Source organism: Rhodopila sp. (assembly GCF_965277825.1).
GTDB lineage: Bacteria > Pseudomonadota > Alphaproteobacteria > Acetobacterales > Acetobacteraceae > Rhodopila.
Window position 1 is genome coordinate 1,295,496 of the sequence record NZ_OZ255846.1, and the last position, 23,949, is coordinate 1,319,444.

24 protein-coding genes are annotated in these 23,949 nt (G+C 66.8%); 12 read left to right on the forward strand and 12 right to left on the reverse strand.

Annotation, left to right across the window (positions count from 1 at the left end; translation table 11 throughout):
- Positions 1-294 precede the first annotated feature (294 nt).
- The gene (locus ACQY4T_RS06585; RefSeq protein WP_428539109.1) at positions 295-1,233 is read left to right on the forward strand and encodes a phosphotransferase; all 939 of its coding nucleotides are present in this window, start codon (positions 295-297) and stop codon (positions 1,231-1,233) included.
- A gap of 28 nt (positions 1,234-1,261) precedes the next feature.
- Here the strand turns inward: ACQY4T_RS06585 and ACQY4T_RS06590 are convergent, their stop codons facing one another.
- The 3 genes from ACQY4T_RS06590 to ACQY4T_RS06600 form a co-directional block, all read right to left on the reverse strand.
- The gene (locus ACQY4T_RS06590; protein WP_428539111.1) at positions 1,262-1,507 is read right to left on the reverse strand and encodes a ribbon-helix-helix domain-containing protein; all 246 of its coding nucleotides are present in this window, start codon (positions 1,505-1,507) and stop codon (positions 1,262-1,264) included.
- A gap of 88 nt (positions 1,508-1,595) precedes the next feature.
- Positions 1,596-3,494 carry a TRAP transporter large permease subunit gene (locus ACQY4T_RS06595; protein ID WP_428539113.1) on the reverse strand — a complete coding sequence of 633 codons (1,899 nt, stop codon included), beginning with the start codon at positions 3,492-3,494 and terminating at the stop codon, positions 1,596-1,598.
- Positions 3,491-4,507: a TRAP transporter substrate-binding protein gene (locus ACQY4T_RS06600; RefSeq protein ID WP_428539115.1), complete on the reverse strand. Its 1,017-nt coding sequence runs from the start codon at positions 4,505-4,507 to the stop codon at positions 3,491-3,493. The genes ACQY4T_RS06595 and ACQY4T_RS06600 overlap by 4 nt, the downstream gene beginning before the upstream one ends.
- Positions 4,508-4,695: 188 nt before the next feature.
- Here ACQY4T_RS06600 and ACQY4T_RS06605 point away from each other — a divergent pair, with 188 nt between their 5' ends.
- Positions 4,696-5,886 (forward strand): ABC transporter substrate-binding protein, encoded by a 1,191-nt coding sequence (locus tag ACQY4T_RS06605; protein WP_428539117.1) that lies wholly within the window; start codon positions 4,696-4,698, stop codon positions 5,884-5,886.
- Between the two features lie 414 nt (positions 5,887-6,300).
- On the forward strand, positions 6,301-7,275 hold the full coding sequence (hemB, locus tag ACQY4T_RS06610) for a porphobilinogen synthase (protein ID WP_428539119.1): 975 nt from the start codon (positions 6,301-6,303) through the stop codon (positions 7,273-7,275).
- A 37-nt stretch (positions 7,276-7,312) separates the two neighbouring features.
- Here the strand turns inward: hemB and ACQY4T_RS06615 are convergent, their stop codons facing one another.
- Positions 7,313-7,465: a hypothetical protein gene (locus ACQY4T_RS06615; protein WP_428539121.1), complete on the reverse strand. Its 153-nt coding sequence runs from the start codon at positions 7,463-7,465 to the stop codon at positions 7,313-7,315.
- A 197-nt stretch (positions 7,466-7,662) separates the two neighbouring features.
- On the opposite strand from ACQY4T_RS06615, the gene ACQY4T_RS06620 reads away from it, so the two are divergent.
- Together ACQY4T_RS06620 and ACQY4T_RS06625 are read left to right on the forward strand one after the other, a co-directional pair.
- Entirely contained in the window at positions 7,663-8,232 is a 570-nt protein-coding gene (locus tag ACQY4T_RS06620; RefSeq protein WP_428539123.1) for a sigma-70 family RNA polymerase sigma factor, read from the forward strand.
- Positions 8,229-9,038, forward strand: coding sequence for an anti-sigma factor (locus tag ACQY4T_RS06625; RefSeq protein WP_428539125.1), 810 nt, complete (start codon positions 8,229-8,231; stop codon positions 9,036-9,038). The genes ACQY4T_RS06620 and ACQY4T_RS06625 overlap by 4 nt, the downstream gene beginning before the upstream one ends.
- A gap of 352 nt (positions 9,039-9,390) precedes the next feature.
- On the opposite strand, the gene ACQY4T_RS06630 is transcribed toward ACQY4T_RS06625, so the two are convergent.
- A complete protein-coding gene (locus ACQY4T_RS06630; protein ID WP_428539127.1) occupies positions 9,391-9,951 on the reverse strand; it encodes a fasciclin domain-containing protein in 561 nt (186 codons plus the stop codon).
- Positions 9,952-10,156: 205 nt separating this feature from the next.
- On the opposite strand from ACQY4T_RS06630, the gene ACQY4T_RS06635 reads away from it, so the two are divergent.
- The 6 genes from ACQY4T_RS06635 (at position 10,157) to ACQY4T_RS06660 (ending at position 15,206) form a co-directional block, all read left to right on the forward strand.
- The gene (locus tag ACQY4T_RS06635; protein WP_428539129.1) at positions 10,157-10,420 is read left to right on the forward strand and encodes a carboxymuconolactone decarboxylase family protein; all 264 of its coding nucleotides are present in this window, start codon (positions 10,157-10,159) and stop codon (positions 10,418-10,420) included.
- 268 nt (positions 10,421-10,688) lie between these two features.
- Positions 10,689-11,210 carry a J domain-containing protein gene (locus ACQY4T_RS06640; protein WP_428539131.1) on the forward strand — a complete coding sequence of 174 codons (522 nt, stop codon included), beginning with the start codon at positions 10,689-10,691 and terminating at the stop codon, positions 11,208-11,210.
- A gap of 87 nt (positions 11,211-11,297) precedes the next feature.
- On the forward strand, positions 11,298-12,314 hold the full coding sequence (gene cobS, locus ACQY4T_RS06645; protein ID WP_428539133.1) for a cobaltochelatase subunit CobS: 1,017 nt from the start codon (positions 11,298-11,300) through the stop codon (positions 12,312-12,314).
- A 12-nt stretch (positions 12,315-12,326) separates the two neighbouring features.
- Entirely contained in the window at positions 12,327-14,204 is a 1,878-nt protein-coding gene (gene cobT / locus ACQY4T_RS06650) for a cobaltochelatase subunit CobT (RefSeq protein ID WP_428539135.1), read from the forward strand.
- Positions 14,205-14,361: 157 nt separating this feature from the next.
- Complete coding sequence (locus ACQY4T_RS06655) at positions 14,362-14,766, forward strand: antitoxin Xre/MbcA/ParS toxin-binding domain-containing protein (RefSeq protein WP_428539137.1); 405 nt, start codon at positions 14,362-14,364, stop codon at positions 14,764-14,766.
- Positions 14,766-15,206 carry an RES family NAD+ phosphorylase gene (locus ACQY4T_RS06660; protein WP_428539139.1) on the forward strand — a complete coding sequence of 147 codons (441 nt, stop codon included), beginning with the start codon at positions 14,766-14,768 and terminating at the stop codon, positions 15,204-15,206. The genes ACQY4T_RS06655 and ACQY4T_RS06660 overlap by 1 nt, the downstream gene beginning before the upstream one ends.
- Here the strand turns inward: ACQY4T_RS06660 and ACQY4T_RS06665 are convergent.
- The 3 genes from ACQY4T_RS06665 to ACQY4T_RS06675 are packed head-to-tail and all read right to left on the reverse strand — an operon-like array spanning position 15,203 to position 17,355.
- Positions 15,203-15,955, reverse strand: coding sequence for an alpha/beta fold hydrolase (locus ACQY4T_RS06665; protein ID WP_428539141.1), 753 nt, complete (start codon positions 15,953-15,955; stop codon positions 15,203-15,205). The genes ACQY4T_RS06660 and ACQY4T_RS06665 overlap by 4 nt on opposite strands.
- 57 nt (positions 15,956-16,012) lie before the next feature.
- Positions 16,013-16,933, reverse strand: coding sequence for a bifunctional riboflavin kinase/FAD synthetase (locus tag ACQY4T_RS06670; RefSeq protein ID WP_428539143.1), 921 nt, complete (start codon positions 16,931-16,933; stop codon positions 16,013-16,015).
- Positions 16,933-17,355, reverse strand: coding sequence for a MaoC family dehydratase (locus ACQY4T_RS06675; RefSeq protein WP_428539145.1), 423 nt, complete (start codon positions 17,353-17,355; stop codon positions 16,933-16,935). The genes ACQY4T_RS06670 and ACQY4T_RS06675 overlap by 1 nt, the downstream gene beginning before the upstream one ends.
- Positions 17,356-17,470: 115 nt before the next feature.
- Here ACQY4T_RS06675 and ACQY4T_RS06680 point away from each other — a divergent pair, with 115 nt between their 5' ends.
- Complete coding sequence (locus ACQY4T_RS06680; protein ID WP_428539147.1) at positions 17,471-18,610, forward strand: M20 family metallopeptidase; 1,140 nt, start codon at positions 17,471-17,473, stop codon at positions 18,608-18,610.
- A gap of 33 nt (positions 18,611-18,643) precedes the next feature.
- Here ACQY4T_RS06680 and ACQY4T_RS06685 read toward each other — a convergent pair whose 3' ends face one another.
- From ACQY4T_RS06685 to ACQY4T_RS06700, 4 genes are all read right to left on the reverse strand, one after another.
- Positions 18,644-19,207 (reverse strand): nucleoside 2-deoxyribosyltransferase, encoded by a 564-nt coding sequence (locus tag ACQY4T_RS06685; RefSeq protein ID WP_428539149.1) that lies wholly within the window; start codon positions 19,205-19,207, stop codon positions 18,644-18,646.
- 30 nt (positions 19,208-19,237) lie between these two features.
- Positions 19,238-20,425 (reverse strand): phosphoglycerate kinase, encoded by a 1,188-nt coding sequence (locus ACQY4T_RS06690; protein WP_428539151.1) that lies wholly within the window; start codon positions 20,423-20,425, stop codon positions 19,238-19,240.
- A 235-nt stretch (positions 20,426-20,660) separates the two neighbouring features.
- Positions 20,661-21,674: a type I glyceraldehyde-3-phosphate dehydrogenase gene (gene gap / locus ACQY4T_RS06695; RefSeq protein WP_428539153.1), complete on the reverse strand. Its 1,014-nt coding sequence runs from the start codon at positions 21,672-21,674 to the stop codon at positions 20,661-20,663.
- A 110-nt stretch (positions 21,675-21,784) separates the two neighbouring features.
- Entirely contained in the window at positions 21,785-23,863 is a 2,079-nt protein-coding gene (locus ACQY4T_RS06700) for a transketolase-like TK C-terminal-containing protein (RefSeq protein WP_428539155.1), read from the reverse strand.
- Positions 23,864-23,949: the final 86 nt, after the last annotated feature.

Here is a 23,949-nt window from a genome sequence, read left to right on the forward strand (position 1 = left end):
AAACGCCCGCGGTTGCCCACGTCATGGCTGGGGGCCCCTGATCGCGGGTGCTGACGTTGGCGTTGGCTCTGTGCAGGCAGCGGTGCATCGCTGTTTGCGGAGGCTCGGTTGCCTGGAGTGACCGGGACCGATGCGATCGGTGAGAAGATTGGGAAACGCAGATGCACGCGGATAGGCGCTGATGAACGCCGATGCATCGAGGTGTCCCGCGGCTGTGCTAGACCCGCGCCGATGGTTGAAGACTCGGATGAGAGGCCGCGGAATGCACCCGTCGAGGCGGTTCGCCGAGCGTTGATGGCCGCCTTTGGATCGGCCCGGGCGGATACGGTCCGCCCGGTGACCGGCGGCGCTTCCGGTGCGTTGCCGTTTCGGGTCGAGATCGATAAGCGGCGTTACCTGGTCCGGCTGGAGGGTCCGGCAAGTCCGTTGCGGAACCCACACCAATATGTCTCGATGCGCATCGCGGCGGAGGCCGGGATTGCCCCCAGGCTGCACTATGCCGACGCGGCGGAAGGTGTCGCGGTGATGGATTTTATCGAGCAGCGGCCGCTGGGTGGCTATCCGGGGGGACGCCGCGCGCTGGCGCGCGCGTTGGGCGAAATGCTGGGTTGCCTGCAGGCAACGCCGCCATTTCCGCGGTTCGTCGAATACCCCGACATCGTCGCCCGGTTGTGGGCGCATGTGTGCCGCACCGGTCTGTTCGCGCCCGGGGTGCTAGACGCCCATACGGACCGGCTTGCGCGCACCCGCGAGACCTACGTCTGGGATCCGGCGGGATCTGTTTCCAGCCACAACGATCTGGTGCCGCGCAACATTCTGTTCGACGGCGAACGACTGTGGCTGATCGACTGGGAGTCGGCCTACCGCAACGATCCCGCGGTTGACGCGGCGATCATGTTGGACAATTTCGCTGCCTCACCCGAGTTGGAGTGCGTGCTGTTGCAGGCTTGGCTTGGCCGCGCACCGGATGATGCGCTTCGCGCGCGGCTTGTGCTGGTACGCACGCTGACGCGGTTGTATTATGCCGGGGTGCTGCTGAGCGCGGCGGCGGCGGCATCGGGGGCGGCGGCGGACGCCGACCTGTCGGTGCCGACCCGGGCGGCGTTGCGACGGGCAATCCGCGACGGGCGGCTGACGCCGGGCGCACCCGAGACGAAGCGCATTCTGGGCCAGATGTTTCTCGCGTCGTTTCTCGCGGGTGGCGTACCGCCGGGTCTCGATGCCGCGGTGTAATCGTTGCGTGACACGATCTGTGTCGCGGTCAGCCAGTCCGATCGGTGGCGGACGATCCGGTCTGGTTGGCCAGCAGTGCGGTCACCCGCAGCGCCGAGGCAAGCGGGCGGTGCGGTTGCCTGGCCGCATCCACCGCCGCGACCAGGGCAGCCAGGGTCTGGCCGCGGCGTTGTGCGATCCGTCGCAGCTCGGTCCAGAATTCCGCCTCCAGCGCGACGCTGGTGCGGTGTCCGGCGAGGGAGAAACTGTGTTTGACCAGAACGCTCAGGATCATCCTTCAGGCCTGCGGTCGGACCATTGGGGGTCTCGGTTCTGGCGTTGGATATCGTGGCCTTCCAGGTGTGAGGCCGGCGAACCTCCTGCTAACCATGACCCTCCAGCAGGCGCGGCAGCACTAGCGTGATCTCCGGCACGAAGGCGATCAGCAGGACGGCCAGGACCAGCACGACGGCGTAGGGGATCATGGTTCGTGCGGCGCTTTCGATATCGGCGCCGGCGACCGCGGCGGACACGTAGAACCCCACCCCGATCGGCGGGATGAACGCGCCGACCCCCATCGCCAGGATCAGGACGATGCCGTACTGCACCGCATCGACCCCCATATGCACCGCGATCGGCAGCAGCAGCGGTGCCAGGATGATCAGCGCTGGCAACCCCTCCAGCAGCGATCCGATCACGATCAGCAGCACCACCGAACCGGCCATGAACGCCCAACTGCCGCCGCCCATCGCGCCCAGCAGCACGACCAGCGCCTGCGGCAGGTTGGCCGCCGTCAGCACCCAGGCGAAGGCCGACGCCGAGGCCAGGACGAACAGCACCATGCCGGCCGAATTGGCACACTCGCCGGCGATGCCCGCCAGGGTGCGGAGCGGCATGGCTCGGTAGATCAGCGCCGACAGCACCACGCCGTAGACCACCGCCAGCGAGGACGCCTCGGTCGGGGTGGCGATGCCGAACTTGATACCGAGCACCATCGCCACCGGCATGATCAGCGGCAGGATCGCGCCGGGGATGGCGCGCAGGCGGCCGCCCTCAACCGGCAGATCGTCGCGGCGGGAGCTGCGGCGGGCCAGCAGGTAGATCAGCGTCATCAGGCAGAGCGCGATCACCACGGCGGGCAGGATTCCGGCGATGAACAGCGTCCCGATCGAGATCGGCGTCACCGATCCCAGCACCAGCATGGCGATGCTGGGCGGGATGGTCTCGCCCATCGCGGCGGAGGCCGCCAGCACCGCGGCGCCTTCGGACTCGCGATAGCCCTGCCGCTTCAGCTCGCGCCGCACCACCGGCCCGACCGCGGCGACGTCGGCAACCTTGGAGCCGGACACGCCGCTGACCAGGAAGATCGTCACCACCACGACCTGTAGCAAGCCGCCGCGGACGCGGCCGATGATCGCCATGGCGAAGCGCACCAGCCGCAGGCTGATGCCGCCTCGTTCCATGATCAGTCCGGCGAAGATGAAGAACGGCAGCGCCAGCAGGATGAAGTTGCCGGTGCCATCGACCATCGCCTGCGGCACGGCGACGAGCGGCGCGGTATCCGTCAGGTCGAGGTAGCTCAGCGTGGCGAACAGCATGCCGAAACTGACTGGCATGCCGAGCAGGATGGCGCCGAAGAACAGCAGGATCATGCCGGTCAGCGCCGATCCGGGATTGTCGGCGAAGGCCGGCGCGCCGGCCTCGAGCACGGTCAACGCGGTGCCGATCGCCATCGCTGCGCCGGTCAGGGCGACCATGCGCCAGGAGTAGCCGACCACCAGGCGGTCGAGCGCGAACAGCGCGATCAGCAGCAGTCCGACGGTAACCGGCAAGGTGATCCAGCCGGTGCTGATCTGCAGGATGGGGGTGACGTTGTCCCAGCTCGCCGTCAGCAGCGCGATCGACTGCCAGGCCGTCGTCGCCGTGACGATCAGCACCAGCCACTCGATCGCCGCGCACACCGCCTGGCGCATCGTCTGGTTGAGCCGGTCGGTGACCAGCCGGATCGCGGTGTGATGCGCGCCGCGATAGGCCGCCGCGCCGCCGATGAAGGCGATGATCGACAGTGCCAGCCGCGAGGCCTCGTCGCTCCACAGCGGGCCGTGACCGATGGTGCCGCGGCCGATGATGCTGACCAGCACGACGGCCAGTTCGACCAGCAGCGCGATGGCGGCGGTGATGGTGGCGAGCCGGCCGAGGCCATGCATGACGCGTGAAAGAACTCGGGCGGCGCCCCCGGCCGCGATGGGAGGGCTCGCGGCGGCGGAGGTGGCGGCGTTCATGCGTTGCCGGTCTGCTTCATGATGCTGTCCAGCAGTGCGGGGCCGACGATCGGCCGGAACTGCTGGCAGACCGGTTTCAGCGCGGCGGCGTAGGCGGCTTTGTCCGGTTCGGCGACGGTGCAGCCCTGGGTTTTCAGGAATGCGGTCGCCTCGATGGTTTTCTGCGCCATCATGGTGCGCCAGGGCGGTGTGGCGGCCAGCGCGGCGTCTCGGATCGCCTTTTGGTATGGCGGGTCCAGTCTGTCCATGGTCCGCTTGCTGGCCATGATGGCGCCGGGATTGTAGGCGAAGTTGGTCAGCGTGATGTGCTTGGCGACTTCATAGAACTTGCTGGCGACCAGGGAGATCAGCGGCACCTCCAATGCGTCCACCGCGTGCTGTGACAGCGCCAGATAAATCTCCGATTGGTCGATCACCTGGGGGGCGGCATCGAGGGTCTTGTAGGTGGCGGCGTAGATCGCGCCGGGCTGGATGCGGACCTTGCTGCCGGCGATGTCTTTCGGTTCGGGGACCGGCTTGGTGGCGTGGGTGACCGGGCGCCATCCCCAATGGCCCCAGCACAGTCCGTAGATGCCCTTGGCCGGAAACAGGTCGAACAATTGTTGACCGACCGGGCCGTCCAGCACGGTTTCGGCTTGCTCGCTGGTCTTGAAGATGTAGGGCAGATCGAGCACCGCGACCGTCGGGTAGATCGTCTCGATGAAGCCGGTGGTGTGGCACACCAGGTCGATCGTGCCGGTCTGCATGCCGGTCAACGCGTTGGCCTGGCTGCCGAGCTGGCCTGCGCCGTAGACTTTGATGTCCACCGCGCCGCCGGTGCGCTTCCGCACGTCGGCGGCGAAGTCGTTGAGCATGCCGTAGATCGGATGGGACGACACGTCGGCCATCGTCATCTTCAGGTGATGCACCGGTGCCTCGCCCAGCGCGTGGCGCGCCACCAGTGGCGCAGCGATCGCGGCGGCGCCTCCCGCCATTGCAAATCCGCCGAGACGCCTGCGCCCGATCGTCGTCATGAACCGACATCCTCCTGCGTTCGGCCTGTTCCAGCCGATGCGCCGGACAGTGATGTTTCGGCGGCATAGCGTCAACGTTGAGACGGGGAAGCCACAACGGCTGGTGACGCCTGAATGGGGGCCTCGTCAGCCCTTGCGCCGGATGGCGACGTCACCCACAGTGCAGCGTAACGATGGGAAGAACGTCAATGATCAGAATGGGCTGCGCGGCGGCGGTCTTGCTCGCCGGATTGTCGGTGCCGGGATGGGCGCAGAAGGCGACGGTGGGCGTGACCGCCAGCGCGATCAAAATCGGCCAGAGCGCGCCGTTCAGCGGTCCGGCGAGTGCCTATGGGCAGATCTCCACCGCCGAATCCGACTATTTCAAGATGATCAACGACCAAGGTGGCATCAATGGCCGCAAGATCGAACTGATCGCGGTCGATGACGGCTACAGCCCGCCGAAGACGATCGAGGTGGTGCGCCGGCTGATCGAGGAGGACCAGGTGGCGATCCTGTTCCAGACCATCGGCACCGCGCCGAACGCGGCGATCCGCAGGTATGTCAATCAGAAGAAGGTGCCCGACATCTGGCTTGGGTCCGGCGCGTCGATGTTCGTCATCGATCCCAAGCTGTACCCGTGGAGCATTCCGTTCCAGCCAAGTTACCGTCTGGAGGGAGAGATGTATGGCAAGTATATCCTGCGGCACAAGCCGGATGCGAAGATTGCCATCCTGTACCAGGACGACGACCTCGGGCGAGACTATGTGAACGGGTTGAAGGACGGGTTGGGCGACAAATACGCCAAGATGGTGGTCAAGACGTTGTCGTACGAGATCACCGACCCGACGATCGATTCGCAGATCCTGCAGCTGCAGTCCTCGGGTGCCGACCTGCTGTATGATGCCAGCACGCCGAAATTCGCCGCGATGTCGATCCGCAAGGTGTCCGATATCGGCTGGCACCCGCTGCATATCATCGATTCCAACGGCGCGTTGGTGAACCCGGCGCTGGTGTCGGCCGGGCTGGACAAGTCGGTCGGGGTGATTACCGCGCAGTATCTGAAGGACCCGACCGACCCGGGTTGGGCGGATGATGCCGGGATGAAGCAGTTTCAGGCCTGGCGGGCGAAATACGCGCCCGAGAGCGACGCGGCCAATCCGGTTTGGGCGTATGGCTACACCATGGCTCAGGCGCTGGTTCTGGTGCTCCAGCGGGCCGGCGACGACCTGTCACGGGCGAACATCATGAAGGCGGCGACCAGCTTGCCGGACACCACCAGGCTGCCGATGGTGCTGCCGGGGATTACGATCAGCACAAGCCCGACCGACTATCGGCCGATGAAGAGCATGCGGCTGAGCCAGTTCGACGGGAAGATGTATCGGTTGCTGCCGCAGTAGATGCCGGTCTCACCTTGGTGGATGCCGGCCCGGTGGATGTCGGTCTGTGGCCCCGTGGATGTCGGCCGGTGGCCCCCGTGGATGTCGGCCTGTGGGATGCCGGCCCCGTGGATGCGGCCCTGGCGGTGGAATCACGATGCTGGGCGAGGCATGGCGCCATTGGCGGCGCATTGACCAGCATTTTCAGGCTGGACCGGCCGGCGGCCAATGATGGCGTTGTTTTGTCGCATGATTCAAGCGCCTTGCACGTTCCGCGTAGCGCGATCATGCTCAGTACTGAGGTGTCGCGGTGCTAGGATGTCATTGCCGGTGCGGGCTGTGCGGTCCACGACCTGGTGCGGCTCGCCCGCAGTCGGGCCGGGTCGCCGGCGTGATCGCCCCGGGGCATGACCGCGCAGGTCTAGGAGGTTCGGGATGGTCAGTCAGTTTCCCATGATGCGGTTGCGCCGGCTGCGGAGCAGCCAAGTGATGCGGGACCTGCTGGCCGAAAACACCGTCTCGGTGAACGACCTGATCTACCCTATCTTCGTCGAGGAGGAGCTTGACGACTTCGCGCCGGTGGACTCGATGCCGGGCATTTTCCGTATCCCGGAGCGCAAGCTGGACGCCGCGATGAAGGAGATCGCCGCGGCCGGCATCAAGGCGGTGATGACGTTCGGGGTCAGTCACCGCAAGGATGCGACCGGCAGCGATGCGTGGAACCGGGATGGCTTGCTGGCGCGGATGATCAAGCGGGCGAAGGACGCCGCGCCGGGGGTGATGCTGATCTCGGATACGTGTTTCTGCGAATACACCTCGCACGGCCATTGCGGCGTGATCCATGGCGGCGAGGTGGATAACGACCACACCATCGAGAACCTCGGCAAGCAGTCGGTGGTCGCCGCCGAGGCCGGAGCCGACATGATCGCGCCGTCGTCGATGATGGACGGTCAGGTGGCGGCGATCCGTGCGGCGCTCGACGGCAACGGCTTCGGCAACATTCCGATCATGGCGTATTCCTCCAAGTTCGCCTCGGCGTTCTATGGGCCGTTCCGGGCAGCGGCGGGCTGCGACCTGGAGGGTGATCGCAAGGCGTATCAGATGAACCCGATGAACGGGCGCGAGGCGCTGCGCGAATCCGACGCCGACGAGGCCGAGGGCGCCGACATGCTGATGGTGAAGCCGGCGATGCCGTATCTGGATGTACTGACTCAGATCCGTCAGCGTAGCTTGTTGCCGCTGGCCGCCTACCAGGTCAGCGGGGAGTACGCGATGATCAAATTCGCCGCGCTGGCCGGCGCGATCGATGAGCACCGGACGGTGCGCGAGAGCCTTGGCGCGATCAAGCGCGCCGGCGCCGACCTGATTCTGAGCTACTTTGCGCTGGACATCGCTCGGCGCGGGTTTTGAGGCGTTCGGCGCGGTGGCCGTCGAGGCGGATAATGGGTCAGCCGTTTGACGTCGGTATGAGGTGGGCAACCAACGACCACAACAGCATGGCCAGGACGATGCCGATCACCACGATCATCATGCGCCAGCGCTGGCGCTGGGTATCGTTGGTATCGGCTTGCTGTCGCTTGGTCGGATCGATGTCGGCCATGGTCCAAATGTCTCGATTCTGGCGGTTATCACCTTCGGACGCGGGACGCCATAGTGGTGCGCGGCGGCGCGAAGACGTCGGCCGCAGGGTGAGGCTGCTGCCCGCGCCGGTGATGAGGCGCGCGCGTGCGGTGTCGGTGCATCCGTTAAGCATCGGCCGCCGTATAGGTTAGGATTTGCGATCTCAGGGCTCGCCGCATGCCGAACAACCCGCCGCCGCGCACCGCGCCGTCCGCCGCCGATGACACGGCGGGGCTGTTGCTGCGCTGCGCCGGCGGCGACCGGGCGGCCTTCCGGGTGCTGTATGATCGCTGGGGCGGGCGTCTGCATGGCATAGCGCTGCGGATCACCCGGCAGACCGGACTCGCTGCCGACGCGACGCAGGATGCGTTCGTGCAGGTATGGCAGCAGGCATCCCGGTTCGACCCGGCGCGGGGCAGTGCCGAAGCCTTTCTGATCAGCCTGGTCCGTTACCGAGCGCTGGATATCGTGCGCCGGCGGGCACGCGAGATCCCGGGCTATGAACCGGACGAGCAGTCCGACGACACGCCCGACGCGCTGGCCCGGTTGGTGGGCAGTGCCGAGGGCGCGGCGTTGCGCCGTTGCCTGGGTCTGCTTGACGCCGATCGGCAGCGGCTGGTGGTGATGGCGTTCGTCGAAGGCCTGTCGCACAGCGAATTGGCGGAAAAGCTGTCGGTGCCGCTGGGGACCGTGAAGTCCTGGATTCGCCGCAGCCTGCTGTCGCTGCGGGAGTGTCTGGCGACATGAGTGACGCAGCGGATCGCGATCTGATTGCCGCTGAACATGTGCTGGGTACGCTGGAAGGCGAGGAGGCACGCGCGGCCGAACAATTGCTGGCTACCGATGCGACGTTTGCCGCCGCGGTGCGCCGTTGGGAAGAACGGCTGATGCCGCTGGCTGCCTGCGCTCCGCCGGTCGCGCCTCCGGCGGGGCTGTGGGACCGCATCGACGTTGCCACGGCGTCGGGTGGGGCGAGTGCCGTGCCGGTGGGGGTTGCGACGACGCCGGCAACCGTGGCGGCGTCGTCGGCGGTGGGGGCGACATCCCCGGCGGCCGAGATGGGCACTAAGACTGCGCCGCCAGCCGCCGGGGCAGCATCTGCGATGGCAGCAGCGGCGGCGGACGTGGTGCCGCTTGGGCTGCGGCGTCGGCTGCGGGTCTGGCAGGCGAGCACCGGTGCCGCGCTGGCGATCGCCGCTTCGCTGGCGGCGGTCGTGGTGCATCGCTCGCCGCCTCGGGTTGCGGTGCTGGCACCGATGACGGACGGCGTCCCGGTATTGTTGGCGACGACGCGGTCGAACGGAGTGACCAGCATCCAGCCGGACGGGACGATCACGGTGCCCGGCGATCATGACCTGGAGCTTTGGGCGTTGGGCGCCGGGGAGACGCGACCCCGCTCGCTCGGGGTGTTGCCGGCGTCGGGTCGGCAGTTGGCTGTTGCGCTGCCGGCCGGCACGCAGTTGCTGGTGAGCCTCGAACCGCGCGGCGGTTCTCCGACCGGGCAGCCGACCGGGCCGGTGTTGTACGGCGGCCAGTTGACGGCGTTGGAGTGAAGGTTGGCGCATTCCGGCTGGCGATCGGTTGGGTTGCCTTGATGCGGCCGGCAACACGGCTGGCCGGCCTGAGGCGGGACATGGCACGGATGGATCAGGGGGTGGCCATGGCAAGTATGGATCAGCGAAGAACCATGACACGGATGGATCCAGGGCCGGCCATAATATGGATTAATCCGCATTGGCATTGAAACGGATCGATCCGGCGCAGCGATGGCGACGTGGTCTGTTCTTGATAGGAAATATATCCGGCTGGTTATGGCGCCTGGCGACGAGGCCGGTCTTGGCACGAAGCGATGTCGGCGACGGGGGTGGTTGAGACGCCGCCTTGCGGCGGCGTCTCGGACAGGCGTTAGCCGGGAAGCAATACGTGATCCACAACCTGGATCACGCCGTTGGATTGATTGACGTCGGAGATGGTGATGTCGGCGACGTCGCCCTTCTGGTCCTTCACGCTGAGGTTGTTGGAACCGTTCATCATGACGAACAGCTTGCCGCCTTCCACTGTGGTCAGCGTCGCCATGCCGTTGCCGGCAAGGATCATCGAGCGCAGCTTGGTCGTCGTGTAGTCGCCTGGCACCACGTGGTAGGTCAGGATCTTGGTCAGCATCGCCTTGTTCTCGGGCTTGACGAGGGTCGCAACGGTGCCTTTTGGCAGCGCGTCGAACGCCTCGTTGGTCGGCGCGAACACGGTGAACGGACCCTTGCCGCTTAGCGTATCCACCAGGCCGGCGGCCTTCACCGCGGCGACGAGCGTCGTGTGATCGGCGGAATTGACCGCGTTGGCGACGATGGTCTTGCTTGGGAACATCGACTGGCCGCCTACGCGGACGGTCGGTTCCGACATCGACTGCGCGAACACGGGGGCGGACGCCGTCAGCAGGACGGCGGTAAGCAGGGCAGCGGTCTTCATGGTGCGAACTCCTCGCTGGTTTGGGCGGCCGTGACCGGTCGCTGATAGACTTTCGTGCGAAGCCGGCCGATCGGATGCATTGGCCTGGAGGTTTTTTTGCAACGGTCCAGCGGTGCGAGGCGGGCGCGCGCCGCGATGCGGCGGCCGGCGCCGGCCAGGGCACGGCGCCTGGGCGAGCGACGGGTATGCGTCGCCGGACAAGCCGGTGACCGGAGAATTGTATCCGGTGACGATCCGTTACGGATACGGGGAGATCTGGTCGCGGCCGAGGCTGGAGCATCGGCAACGGGCCGTGGTCGCGGTTGTCGCCTTCAGCGCGCTGCGTCTGGCCGGACAGGCGGCGAAGTTCGGCCGATCGGCGCTGAATGTCGGCTTGACCCGGACGCCGGTGGTCGAGGCGATCATGCCGACCGCGCCATTGACCGGATTTCCACCCGCATTGAACGCGCTGAGCGCGATCGGCGCCTAACATGAACGCGATCCGTTACGGCGGCCGCCGCCTGGGCGTGCTGGCATCATCCGGCAACAGCATGGCGGAGACCGAGGCGCATGGCATGCCGTCGACATGTCACCGGGTTCGGCCGCCTGCTGCGTTCAACGACCATTGCCAACGGCCCTTCGCGGCGCACATAAAGGCTGCGATGATGCGACGTCCCCCACACGCGCCCGGAACATCAACTGGGCGGCCTCGGGCCTACGCGCCGGACCCGGCCGCGCCTGCGGGTCGGGGTTGCGACATGCCGGGCTGTTCCGAGGCCGGTGAGTACCGAGCGCCGAAGTCGCGGTCCAGCCTGAACGAGTACCATTGGTTCTGTCTGGAACATGTCCGCGCCTACAACGCCGGCTGGGATTTCTACAAGGGCATGTCGCCGGCCGAGGTCGAGGCGCAGTTGCGTGCCGACACGTCCTGGCAGCGGCCGACCTGGCCGATCGGCAGCTTGGGCCACACGGCCTGGGACGAGGACGTGCTGAAGGACCCGCTGCACATCCTGGCAGCGGCGCGGATGAAGACCCAGAAGCGGCCGGACCCGCATCAGGCACCGGCGGAGCTGCGCGAGCCGCTGGCGACGCTGGGGCTGTCGTGGCCGACCACGCTGGATGCGGTGAAGAGTCGCTACAAGGAATTGGCCAAGCGTCATCACCCTGACGCCAACGGCGGCAGCCGTGATGCCGAGGAACGCCTGAAGACGATCAATCTTGCCTATGCGGCGGTGCGCTCCAGGCTTGGCTCCGAGGCCAGGGTCGCGGCCACCGGATAGGCCGACCACCGTCGGCCTCGCGCGGCCCTTGCGCGCCGCGCCGTCAACGCTAGACTTTCTGCCAATTGCAACAGGAAATGCTGGACTATGAACACGGCTGTCGATATCGCCCCACCCCGCCCGACGTCCGAGATCAACCTGCCCGACACCAAAGTGTCGGCGCGGCCGATTTTTGATCTTGATGTTGACATGGAGGTGCCTGCGTTCTCGGTGCGCACCGAACACGTGCCGGAGCTCGACACGTCGTATCGGTTTGACCGGGAAACCACGATGGCGATCCTGGCCGGCTTTGCCTACAACCGCCGGGTGATGATCCAGGGCTACCACGGCACCGGCAAATCGACCCATATCGAACAGGTGGCGGCGCGACTGAACTGGCCCTGCATCCGCGTCAACCTCGACAGCCACATCAGCCGCATCGACCTGATCGGCAAGGACGCGATCGTGCTGAAGGACGGCAAGCAGATCACCGAGTTCCGCGAGGGCATCCTGCCGTGGGCGCTGCAGCACGCCTGCGCGCTGGTGTTCGATGAATACGACGCCGGGCGGCCGGACGTGATGTTCGTGATCCAGCGCGTGCTGGAGGTCGAGGGCAAGCTGACCCTGCTGGATCAGAACCGGGTGATCCGGCCGCACCCGTCGTTCCGGCTGTTCTCGACGGCGAACACGGTGGGGTTGGGCGACACCACCGGGCTGTATCACGGCACCCAGCAGATCAATCAGGGACAGATGGATCGCTGGAATATCGTTGCTACCTTGAACTACCTGCCGCACGCCATGGAAACCGGCATCGTGATGGCAAAGATGGGCATCGATGGTGCCAAGGACAGCGCCACCAGGAAGCGCATCGAGAGCATGGTGGCGCTGGCCGACCTGACCCGGGCTGGGTTCATCAACGGGGATATCTCGACCGTGATGTCGCCTCGGACAGTGATCACCTGGGCCGAGAACGCGCGCATCTTCGGCGACGTGGGCTTCGCCTTCCGGGTGACGTTCATGAACAAATGTGATGAAGCGGAACGTTCCACTGTCGGCGAGTACTATCAGCGCTGTTTCAACGAGGACATCCCGACCGGTGGCTTCACCACTCGGAAGTTCGCATAAGCGGGGTCTGGCATGAGCGGGAGCACGAAGGACAACGCCCGGGCCGAGGATTTCAAGCGTGCCACGGCGGGTGTGCTGCGCGCGATCGCTGAGCAGCCGGATGTGCAGGTGGCATTCCAGCCCGGACCGTCCGGCGTGTCGGGCAAGCGGGCGCGGCTGCCGCTGCCGACGCGCGCCTTGCCGGCCGCCGAGATGGCGAAGCTGCGCGGCCAGTCGGACGCGATCGCGCTGCGGCTGCGCCACCACGATGACGGCTTGCACGCCCAGCGGATGCCGACGCGGCGGGAGGCGAAGGACGCCTATGACGCGTTGGAGCAGGTGCGGGTGGAGGTGGTCGGCTCGCGCTTCATGAACGGCGTCAGCGCCAACCTGCGTGCCAAGTTGGCCGAGGAATGCGAGTCCGAAGGCTATGACCGGATGACCCGCAAGGACCAGTTGCCGATCGACAAGGCGCTGGCACTGTTGGCGCGCGAGCGGTTGTCGGGCGACGCCGGGCCCGAGGCGGCTCGGCGGGTGCTGGATCTTTGGCGCGACACGCTGAGCGATTCGGCCGATCAGGCGTTGGCGGAAATGATGACGGCGCAGCAAGACCAGGGGGCCTTCGCGCGGGCGTCTCGCCGGCTGTTGGCGGCGCTGGACCTGGCCGAGGCTGAGGTCGATGTGGACCCCGATGATAACTCCGAGGACGGCGAGGACGGCGGCGAGCAGTCCGGGTCGCAGGACAACTCTCAGGACGGCGAGGGCCAGTCGGAGTCGGAGCAGGATTCGATGCTGGGGGCCCAGCCTGAGGAGATGGAAGGCGAAGCCGCCGACGATGATGGGTCGGAGTCCGAGGAAGAGGCGGCGGTGGCCGAGGGCGACGATCGCCCGGGCGGTCCGCAGCCGCGGCGGGAGCGCCCCAATCCGGACAGCGATGCGACCTATCGCGCCTACACGCGGCAATTCGACGAAGAGGTCGATGCCGAGGACCTGTGTGACGCGGATGAACTCGCCAGGTTGCGGCAGCAACTGGATCAACAGTTGCAGCATCTGCAGGGGGTGATCTCCAAGCTGGCCAACCGGCTGCAGCGCCGGTTGCTGGCGCAGCAGACCCGATCGTGGGAATTCGACCTCGACGAGGGCATGCTGGATGCCGGGCGGTTGGCCAGGGTGGTGATCAATCCGCTGCTGGCGCTGTCGTATAAGCGCGAGCTGGATATGGAATTCCGTGACACCGTGGTGACGCTGCTGATCGACAACTCGGGGTCGATGCGCGGGCGGCCGATCACGGTGGCGGCGATGTGCGGGGATATCCTGGCACGCACGCTGGAGCGCTGCGCGGTGAAGGTGGAAGTGCTGGGCTTTACCACGCGGGCGTGGAAGGGCGGGCAGAGCCGGGAGAAATGGGTGCAGGACAGCAAGCCGCGGAACCCCGGACGGCTGAACGACCTGCGCCACATCATCTACAAGGCGGCGGATCAGCCATGGCGGCGGGCGCGCAAGAACCTCGGGCTGATGCTGCGCGAGGGGCTGCTGAAGGAGAACATCGACGGCGAAGCGCTGCTGTGGGCCTACCGTCGGCTGCTGGTGCGGCCGGAGCACCGGCGCATCCTGATGGTGATTTCCGACGGTGCGCCGGTGGATGATTCGACGCTGTCGGTGAACCCCGGGAATTACCTAGAGAAGCATCTGCGCGAGGTGATCCGCGATATCGAAAACCGCGACCAGGTGGAATTGATCGCCATCGGCATCGGCCATGACGTGACGCGGTATTACCGCCGAGCGGTGACGATCGTCGATGCCGAGGAACTGGGCGGCACGATGATGAAGAAGCTGACCGAACTGTTCGACGAGGATATGGACGCGGCTTGGGTGCGCGCGGCCGGTGAGCGGGCGGCGATCGTGGTCTGAGCGGCTCGGCGTGCTGATTGCTCTTGACATCCGGGGTTGAATGGGCGATATGCACGTCGTCACCAGGGATGTTGCCCGAGACGCTTGGATGCTCTTTCGCTACTTGGGCGACCCCGGCTTGAATGGGATGGCGTCGTTTAAATTGGATTTTGCAAGCATGATCGGAGTACTGCCAAAGCCTGGAGGATTTGCTGAAGCGCCAGCGACTTGGTTGCCGTATGTGCGGGAGGGTCTGCCGCTTCGGGTGGTGGATGATGCCCTGGCTGATGGACGCATTTCACTGGCTGAGCTCGACCGGTTGGCGCTGCCGCGCAAGACGTTGGCGCATCGGCGTGGTCTGGGGTCGCTGACCGCCGAACAATCCGATCGGTTGAGCCGCCTGTTGCGTATCATTGAGGACGCGGAGACGACATTCGGCGATCGAAGCAAAGCTCATGCCTGGCTGCGTCGGCCGACGGCGTTGCTGGACGGCGAGGCTCCATTGGATCGCCTCGACACCGATATCGGCACCCGGCAGGTCGAGGCGATCCTGTGGCGGATCGCGCACGGACTCGGTGCCTGATGCTGGCGTGGCGGCTTTGCCGCCGCGCGTATGCGGATCTCAGCGGCGAAGGCGCCCGTCGGTTTGGCGGGCGATGGAACAGCGCGGGGCGGCCGCTCGTCTATCTGGCGGAGCACCCCGCGCTGGCCGCTTTGGAGATGCGGGTTCACCTCGATCTGCCGTTCGAGCTTCTGCCGGTGGATTACGTGCTGATGCAAGTCGTGGTGCCAGATAATCCCGACAGAGTGTTCGCTAGCGCCGCGGACCGCGTCGAAACGGGCGATATGTGGCTGACGGAAGCGCAGTCGTGTGCCCTGCTTGTCCCGTCGGTACTGGTGCCGCACTCCTGGAACGTGTTGCTCAATCCACGTCATCCCGATGCCGGCCAGGCCGCGGTGCACACGATCGAGGCGTTCGGCTTCGACCCAAGGCTGTGGCGGCCATTGGCCGGCGAGGGTTAGCGGGCGGGGGTATTGGCTTTCAGGAACGCCACCACCCGGTCACGCTGCTGGCCCAGGTGGTCGGGGCCGCGCCAGTCTTTCAGCACCTCCACCCCCGGCAACAAGGCAGCCAGTTCGGCGCTGGTCGCCGCCGGATGTGGGGTGTCGGTGCCGGGCAGCAGGAAGGTGGGGACCGGACAGCGGCGGACAAAGTCCTGATCGACGCAGAACACGAACGGGTGGTCCCACATGTTGTGGCCAAATCCGGCCAGCACGTCGGACTTCAGGTCCGGGCGGGCGCCCATTTGCTCCTTGGTCCACTCGGCGTGGCTGTCGGGGAAATATTCGGGATGGTCTGGATGCAGGCCGATCGGGTTCTGCAACACCGCCGAGGCCACGCGTTGCGGCGCGGTTTGCACTGCCTTCAGGCAGAAACTGCCGCCGATGCAGCCGCCGAGCACGTGGAATTTCTCGAACCCGAGATGGTCCATCAGCGCCATGTGGTCGGCGGCGTAGGTGTGCCAGCCGTGGTCCGCCTCGATGGCGGCGACCGAGGCGCCGGCGTTGCGCTGGTCCATCGCCACCGCGGTGAAGCCGGCCGAAGGCAGCGCCTGGGTCCAGTCGACCCAGGGGCGCGCGGGGCCGGCGGCGGGCGCGGGCCACATCTCCATGCGCGAGCGCAGGCCGCCGGGGGCGAACAGCAGCACCGGGAAGCCGGCTCCGAAGGTCTGGTAATGGATTTCGCCATCGGGGCGCCGCAGTGTCGGCATTGCGTTCCTCCTGAGTTTTGCCAGCCAAGCTGACTCCGGCGCCGGATCGGCGCAAGCTCAGCCGAGCAGACGTTTTGCGTCGGCCGCGTCGGCGGCGATCTGGGCTTTCAGCGCGTCGAGGCCGGAAAACTTCGTCTCGGCGCGGATATAGGCGTGCAGCGCGACGGTGATGTCGGTGCCATAGATGTCGGCGTCGAAGTCGAACAGATTGACCTCCAGCCGGCTTTCGGTGCCGGCATTGACCGTGGGGCGGCGGCCGATGTTGCAGACGCCCTTGACCGTGCTGCCGTCGGCCAGACGGGTGGTGACGGCATAGACCCCCCTCGCCGGCTCCAGGTGGCGGCCGAGCGGCACGTTGGCGGTGGGGAAGCCGATGGTGCGGCCGCGTTGATCGCCGTGGCTGACGATGCCTCGGATCGCCCATGGACGGCCGAGTTCAGCCGTCGCCGGTTCCGGATAGCCGTCTTGCAGCGCTCGGCGAATGCGGGATGACGACAAGGGTCCCTGGGCATCGGTGACCGGAGGCACCAGCGTCAGTCCCATGCCGAGGGTCTCCGCTCGCTTGGCCAGGAAGAAGGTGTTGCCGCCGCGGCGGTGGCCGAAGGCGAAGTCCTGGCCGGATACCAGATGGCGGGCGCCGAACCCGTGATGCAGGACCTGGCCGACGAAATCGTCGGCGGTCATCAGGCTGAACTGATGGTTGAACGGCAGTTCGTAGAGCAGGTCGACACCGAGCGCGGCCAGTGCGTCGGCGCGTTCGGCGGACAGGGTCAGGCGGAACGGCGGATCATCGGGACGGAACAGCTCGCGCGGGTGCGGCTCGAAGGTGAGCACCGCGAGGGGGGCGTCGGGACGGGCGGCGTGGGCGGCCCGGATGACGCTGGCGTGGCCGCGATGGACGCCGTCGAAGTTGCCCAGCGCGACGGTGGCGCCGCGGGCATCTTCTGGCACGTCGCGCCAATCGGTAAAGATCCGCATCAGGGACGCGAGGGCACCAGGACACAGGCTTCGCCGTCGATCACCACGTTCTCCTTCACCATGCAGGTGGTGCGCAGGGTGGCGCTTTTCCGCGGCAGGTTCAAATCGGTGATCCGCACCGTGGCGGTGACCGTCTGCCCGATCCTCACCGGCGCGTGGAAGGTCAGCGACTGACTGAGGTAGATCGTGCCGGGGCCGGGCAACCGGGTGCCGAGCAGCGCCGAGATCAAGCCGGCGGACAACATGCCGTGCGCGACGCGTGCGCCAAAGCGGGATCGGCGGGCGACTTCTTCATCGAGGTGGACGGGGTTGGTATCCAGACTGACGGCCGCGTACATCGTTACGTCGGCGTCGGTGATGGTCTTGGATAGAGTCTCGGTCTGGCCGATGTACAGGTCGTCAAACCTATAGAAGCTGGACATTCTGGCGATCCCGGTTTGTTGTGCTGCCTCGGCAACTCATGACCCGTGCCGAAAGCAGCCGGGCGTCCCGGCGTTGCATGCGCACACAGTATTGATCCGAAACCGAGAGGGAATCATGCCGGCAACGCAAATTGGCTGCTCCGAGGACTTGCTGGCGGAGCTTTCAGCCTGGGTAAGAATGGAGACCCCGACGACCGATGCGGCGGCGGTGAACCGGCTGATGGACGTGGCCGAGGGGGAACTGGCCCGCGCCGGAGCCGCGATCACGCGGATTCCGGGACGCGACGGTTACGGCGACACCCTGATCGCGTGCACGCCGGCGGCGGCCAAATCCGACGCGGAGAAACCGATCCTGGTGGCCGGGCACCTCGACACGGTGTGGTCACACGGCACGTTGGCCTCGATGCCCTACGCGGTGAACGGTGCCAAGGCGCACGGTCCGGGGATCTACGACATGAAGGCCGGCAGTTTCCTGGCATTCCATGCGGTGCGGTCGATCCTGCTGCAGGGCATTCGGACGCCTCGGCCGATCGTGCTTTTGCTGACGCCGGACGAGGAAGTCGGCAGCCCGACCAGCCGCTGGCTGATCGAGCGGGAAGCGGCGCAGGCGGCGACGGTGCTGATCCCGGAGCCGGCCGGTGCGAGCGGGGCGTGCGTGACTGCCAGGAAGGGCGTCGGACGGTTCACCATGCGGGTGGAGGGCCGCGGGTCGCATGCCGGCGGTGCATTCGAGGATGGTGCCTCGGCGATCGTCGAGCTGTCGCACCAGATCATCGGACTGCATCGGATGGTGGACATCGAGCGCGGGATCACGCTGAACGCCGCTCCGATCTGGGGCGGGTCGAGGCCCAACGTGATCGCCCCCGATGCCGGCTGTGAGATCGACCTGCGGGTGAACTCGGCGGCGGATGGGGTGGCGATGGAGCAGCGGTTGTTGGGATTGGCGGCGAAGACGCCCGGCTGTCGGGTGATCGTCGAGGGCGGGATGAACCGGCCGCCCTACACCGAAAGCGCGGCGATCGGCTCGCTTTACGCCCATGCCCAAGGGATTGCCCAGCAGGTTGGGCTGGCGCTGCCGAAGCAGCATCGCGGCGGCGGGTCGGACGGCAATTTCTCAGCCGCGCTGGGCATCCCGACGCTGGACGGGCTGGGCTGTCCGGGGGCCGGCGCGCATGCCAGCCACGAGCATATCCTGTGGGGCCATCTGGCGCAGCGGGCGGCGCTGATGGCGGGGTTGCTGGAGACGCTGGACTGACCGTGGCGGATCGTCGGGGGCCGGGCGGGATGATCAACCGCCGAGCAGGTGTTGCGCGGCCAGTTGCACGCAGCGTTCGAACACCGACAGGTCGCGCCAGCGATCCTGGTCGTCGCGCACCAGGGCGCCCCCGGAGTCGCTGATGGCGGCCTCGATCATCAGGTTGTCGAACAGACCGAACTGTTCCACCAGCAATCCGTCGGCATCGCGCCAGGTTCCGTCCGGCTGCTGGCGTGCGCCGACCAAGGATCGGGTGCGGTCGAGCAGGTCGGCCGACACCGTGGCGTAGCCGAACAGTTTCAGGCCGAGACCGCGGGCAAATCCGACCTCGTATACCGTGCCGACGTCGGCGCTGGGTCCGCGGAATGGGGTCAGGTTGGCGACGATCGCGACACAGCTTCTGATATGGGCCTCGTTACGCAACGCGATGCGCTGCCATTCGGGGAGGCAATCCCAGTCGGGCGGCTGATCGGGCAGGTCATCGAGCGGCGACACGCCGACCAGGTGAAAGCCGGCGCAGATCGCTTTCTTCCGCTGCGCCCAGTCGAACGGATCGGGCAGGAAGACGTCGGGGCCGGCGAGATACACCCTGGTCATGACGGTTCGCCCGGCAGGGTTTTGGTCCGGTCAGTTTGCCAGCGCGGCGACGCCGGGCAAGGTCTTGCCCTCGAGCCATTCCAGGAAGGCGCCTCCGGCGGTGGAGACGTAGGTCAGTTGGTCAATCACGCCGGCCTGGCGCAGCGCCGCAACCGTGTCGCCGCCGCCGGCCACGCTGCACAGTCCGTTTTTGGTGGCTGCGGCGACGGCGCGGGCCAGGGCGATCGTGGCGGCGTCGAACGGCGGAGTTTCGAACGCGCCCAGCGGGCCGTTCCAGATCAGAGTCCGTAGTGACGGCAGTCGCTGGATCAAGTCCGCCACCGAGGCCGGGCCGACGTCGAGGATCATCGAATTGCCGGGGACCGCGTCGGCGGGCACCACCTCGGTCGGCGGATCCGGCTCGAACGTGCGGGCGACGACGGCATCGGTGGGCAGCCACACCCGGCAGCCGGCGTCGCGCGCCTTGGCGAGGATGTCGAGCGCGGTCTGGTGCATGTCGGCCTCCTGCAGGGATTTGCCGACGCGCTTGCCCTGCGCGGCCAGGAAGGTATTGGCCATGGCTCCGCCGATGATCAGCAGATCGACCTTGGCGACCAGATTGCCGAGCAGTTCCAGCTTGGTTGACACCTTGGCGCCCCCGACGATGGCCGCCACCGGACGCTCCGGCTTGCCCAAGGCGGCATCGAGTGCCTGCAGTTCGGCTTGCATCAAGCGCCCGGCATAGGACGGTAACAGGTGCGCCACGCCCTCGGTGCTGGCGTGGGCGCGGTGGGCGGCGGAGAACGCGTCGTTGACGAAGATTTCCGCCAGCTTCGCCAGGCCCGCGGCGAAGGCGGGGTCGTTGGTTTCCTCGCCGGCGTGGAAGCGGGTGTTTTCCAGCACTAACACGGCTCCTGGCGCCAGCAGTCCGACGGCCTGTTCGGCGGCGACGCCGGTGCAATCCTCGACGAAGCGGACGCGCTGGCCGAGGACCTCGGCGAGCGCGGCGGCGATCGGGGCGAGTGACATTTCCTTGACGCGCTTGCCTTTCGGGCGGTCGAAATGGCTGCAGATAATGACTTTCGCGCCTTTGCCCGACAGTTCGCGAATGGTGGGCGACAGGCGCTCGATGCGGGTCAGATCGGTGATCTTGCCGTCGCGCAGGGGCACGTTGAGGTCGGCGCGCAGCAGGACCCGCTTGCCGGCGACGTCGAGGTTGTCGAGGGTGCGGAAGGGCATGGTTGAGCTTCCTGCGTCAGACGCAAACAAGGTTTATGGGGCGTTGTGCCAGGCGGCATTTCGAAGCGGCGTTTTCGCCTGAGGCCGTGGTCCCCAGGGGACTTTGTCCAGGGGAAATTTGTCCAGGGAATTTGTCCAGGGGCGTTTTCCCGATGTCGCTCCCGATGTTAGGCGGCCCGAGGCACAACGCCCTGGATCAGAACAAGATCAGCCCACGACCACGCGCGGACCAGTCTTAAAGGCTGCCGAAAAGGGCGGCGGTGTCGGCCATGCGGTTGGAGAAGCCCCATTCGTTGTCGTACCAGCCCATGACCCGCGCCAGCGCGCCGTCAACCACTGCGGTCTGGGTGGCGTCGAAGCTGCAGGAGGCGGGGTTGTGATTGAAGTCGACGCTGACCAGCGGTGCCGTGTTGTAATCGAGGATTCCGGCCAGTTCGCCCTTCGAGGCGTCCTGCATGGCGGCGTTGATCTCCTCCTTGCTGGCCTGGTGCGACAGATTGACGTCGAGTGAGACCAAGGAGACGTTGGGGGTGGGGACGCGGATGGCGGTACCATCCAGCTTGCCCTTCAGTTCCGGCAGCACCAGCCCGACGGCGCGGGCAGCGCCGGTCGAGGTCGGGATCGTGGAAACCGCCGCCGCGCGGGCCCGATGCAGGTCCTTGTGCAGCGTGTCAACGGTGTTCTGATCACCGGTATAGGCGTGGATGGTCACCATGTAGCCGCGCAGGATGCCGAAGCGCTGATGCAGCACCATTGCCATCGGCGCCAGGCAGTTGGTGGTGCAGGATGCGTTGGACACCACCGTCATGGCCTTGGTCAGCGTCTTGTGGTTGACACCGTAGACGATGGTGGCGTCGACCTCATCGGCGGGGGCGGAGATCAGCACCTTGCGGGCGCCCGCGGTCAGCAGCGCCGAGGCCTTGGCCTTGCTGGCGAAGATGCCGGTACACTCCAGCGCCACATCGACGCCTTTATAGGGCACCTTGGTAGGGTCGCGTTCGGCGGACACTTTCAGCGGACCGTAAACCTTGCCGTTGTGGCGGATGGTGATGGCGTCGCCGGACACCTCGATCTGGCCGGGAAAGCGGCCGTGCACGCTGTCGTAGGCAAACAGATGCGCGTTGGCCTCGACGCTGCCGAGGTCATTGATGGCGACGGGCACCACGTCGTCCCGCCCGCTCTCGATGATGGCGCGCAGCACCAGGCGTCCGATGCGCCCGAATCCGTTGATCGCGACCTTTACCGCCATGACTTGCTCCCGTTCGGTTACCATTTGGTATGTAATATAGCCTTAACGCCACAGTCTCTGAGACAAATCAACGCCAACCGCCCGCACGGCGTGCAGGTTTGACGCGCGTTTTACCCGAGACGGCGGGTCACCGCGGCGACCACGGCATCGGTCGTAATCGCGAAATCCGCATCGCGTCGCGGATGACCGGCGGATGCGGCTGGCCCGGACAGGTCGATGAACGTGCCGTCGGGACCCAGCCACTGGTCCCAGCCGAAGCCTGAGGCGGCCTCGATGCCGACGCGCGGCGCGGCGCCCAGCACGTGGGCGCGATACGCGCTATCCTGCAGGTCGAACTGTTCCCAGCACGGCAGCGACACGACGGCGACGGCGACGCGGGCGGCGGCCAGATGGTCACGAGCGGCCATGGCGATCGCCACTTCCGATCCGGTTGCGATAAGGGTGGCGTGGCGCGGTCCCTCGGCCTCGGCCAGAACGTAGCCACCGCGGGCACAGCGGTTCTCGGTGGCGTCGGTGCGCCCTGTCGGCAGGGTCGGGCGGGGCAGCACCAGCAGGCTGGGACCGTCCGCCCGGCGCAGCGCGAGTTCCCAGCATTCGGCGGCTTCCATGCTGTCGGCCGGCCGATGCACGTGAACATTGGACATCGCACGCAGGTCGGCCAGATGCTCGGCCGGGTGATCGGAGGCACCGTCCCGGCCGATGCCGGCGGCATCGTGGGTCAGCACATATATCACGCGCTGACGCATGATCGCCGCCATCCGCAGCGCCGGGCGCAGCGCGTCGCTGTAGGCGACGCCGGTCGCCACATAGGGGATGATACCGCCGTGCAGCGCCATGCCGTTGGCGGCGGCGGCCATGGCGTGCCCGCGAATGCCGTAGTGGATATGTCGGCCGCCATAGTTGCTTACGGAAATTGGCGCCAAGCCGTTTGTCAGAGTGTCGTTCGCTGCGGTCGAGCCGGCCGACCCGCCGATGAGTTCGGGGGTCGCGGTGACCAGCGTTTCGAGGCAATCGTTGTCTGGGACGCGGCCTGAAGCGCGACCGGCGGGCGGCGGCGAGCGGTCGGCGATGTGGTGCTTCAGATCGGCCATCGCCTCGTGCCAGGTGTCCGGCAGGCGGCCCGAGATCACCCGTTCGAACTCGCCGCGCTGGTTGTGCCGGGCGAGACGCTTCAGCCAGGAACGGCGCGCCGCGGCGCCCCGGCTACCGGCGGCGTGCCAGCGTTGGGACACATCGGCCGGGATAACCCAGGGGCAGTCGTGCGGGCGGTCATGCCAGCGGATGCGCGGTTTACCGCCGGCGGTGGGGGTTCGACCCCGCGTCGATCCCGCGGCCGAGCGTGTTGCCGCTGCATTGGCGGCCAGTGGCGGGGTCGCGGCGCGGCAGGCGACCAACGTGGGTTTTCGCGAGCGCACGGCGAAGGACAGAGCTGCGTTGAGCTGGGCTGGATCATCGCCCTCGACCTGCTTGGTGGCCCAGCCATAGGCAGAGAACCGCTTCAGCACGTCGTCGGAACAGAATAACGCCGGCTCGCCATCGATCGAGCCGCGATTATCGTGATAAAGCACCACCAGCTTGGAGAGGCCAAGGTGGCCCGCGAGTGCGGCGGCCTCGTGGCTGATCCCCGCCATCAGGTCGTCGTCCGAGGCGAACACCCAAGTCCGATGGTCGACCAGCGACTTGCCGAAGCGGGCGGCCATGTTGCGTTCGGCGAGCGCCATCCCGACGGCGGTCGCCAAGCCCTCCCCGCAGGGACCGGAGGCGGTCTCGACCGCCGGATGGCCGGTGTGGCCAGGATAGAGCGCGGCAGCAGGGCCCGTGCGGATGTCATCGATCGACATCGTGTCATGTCCGGTCAGGTGGATCAGCGCGCGCAGCAGAATCGAGTGATGGCCGGCGGACAGCACGAAACGGTCGCGGTCGGGCCAGCGAGGATCGGCCGCGTCGAACTTGTGGAACCGGGTCCAAAGCGCGGTCGCGACATCGGCCATGCCGATTTGGGCCATTCCAGTTTGGGCGGGGCCGATCGGCGGTTCGGGGTGATCCGGCTGCGGTGGTCCGATCGCATCGATCACCAAGGCGCGGATCGCATCCGCCATGCGGCGCGGTGGAGCCATTGGTTCGGCCGAGATTGCGGTTCGGCGGCTCAGGGCGGGATTGTTCGGCGGCAATACGATGGGGACGTCCATGCCGTCTCCTTGACGGAATCTGGTTTTGGCTCGGCGTCATCGCGCCCTGACCCGAATCGGTTACCGTACGGTTGGACCATCCAGTT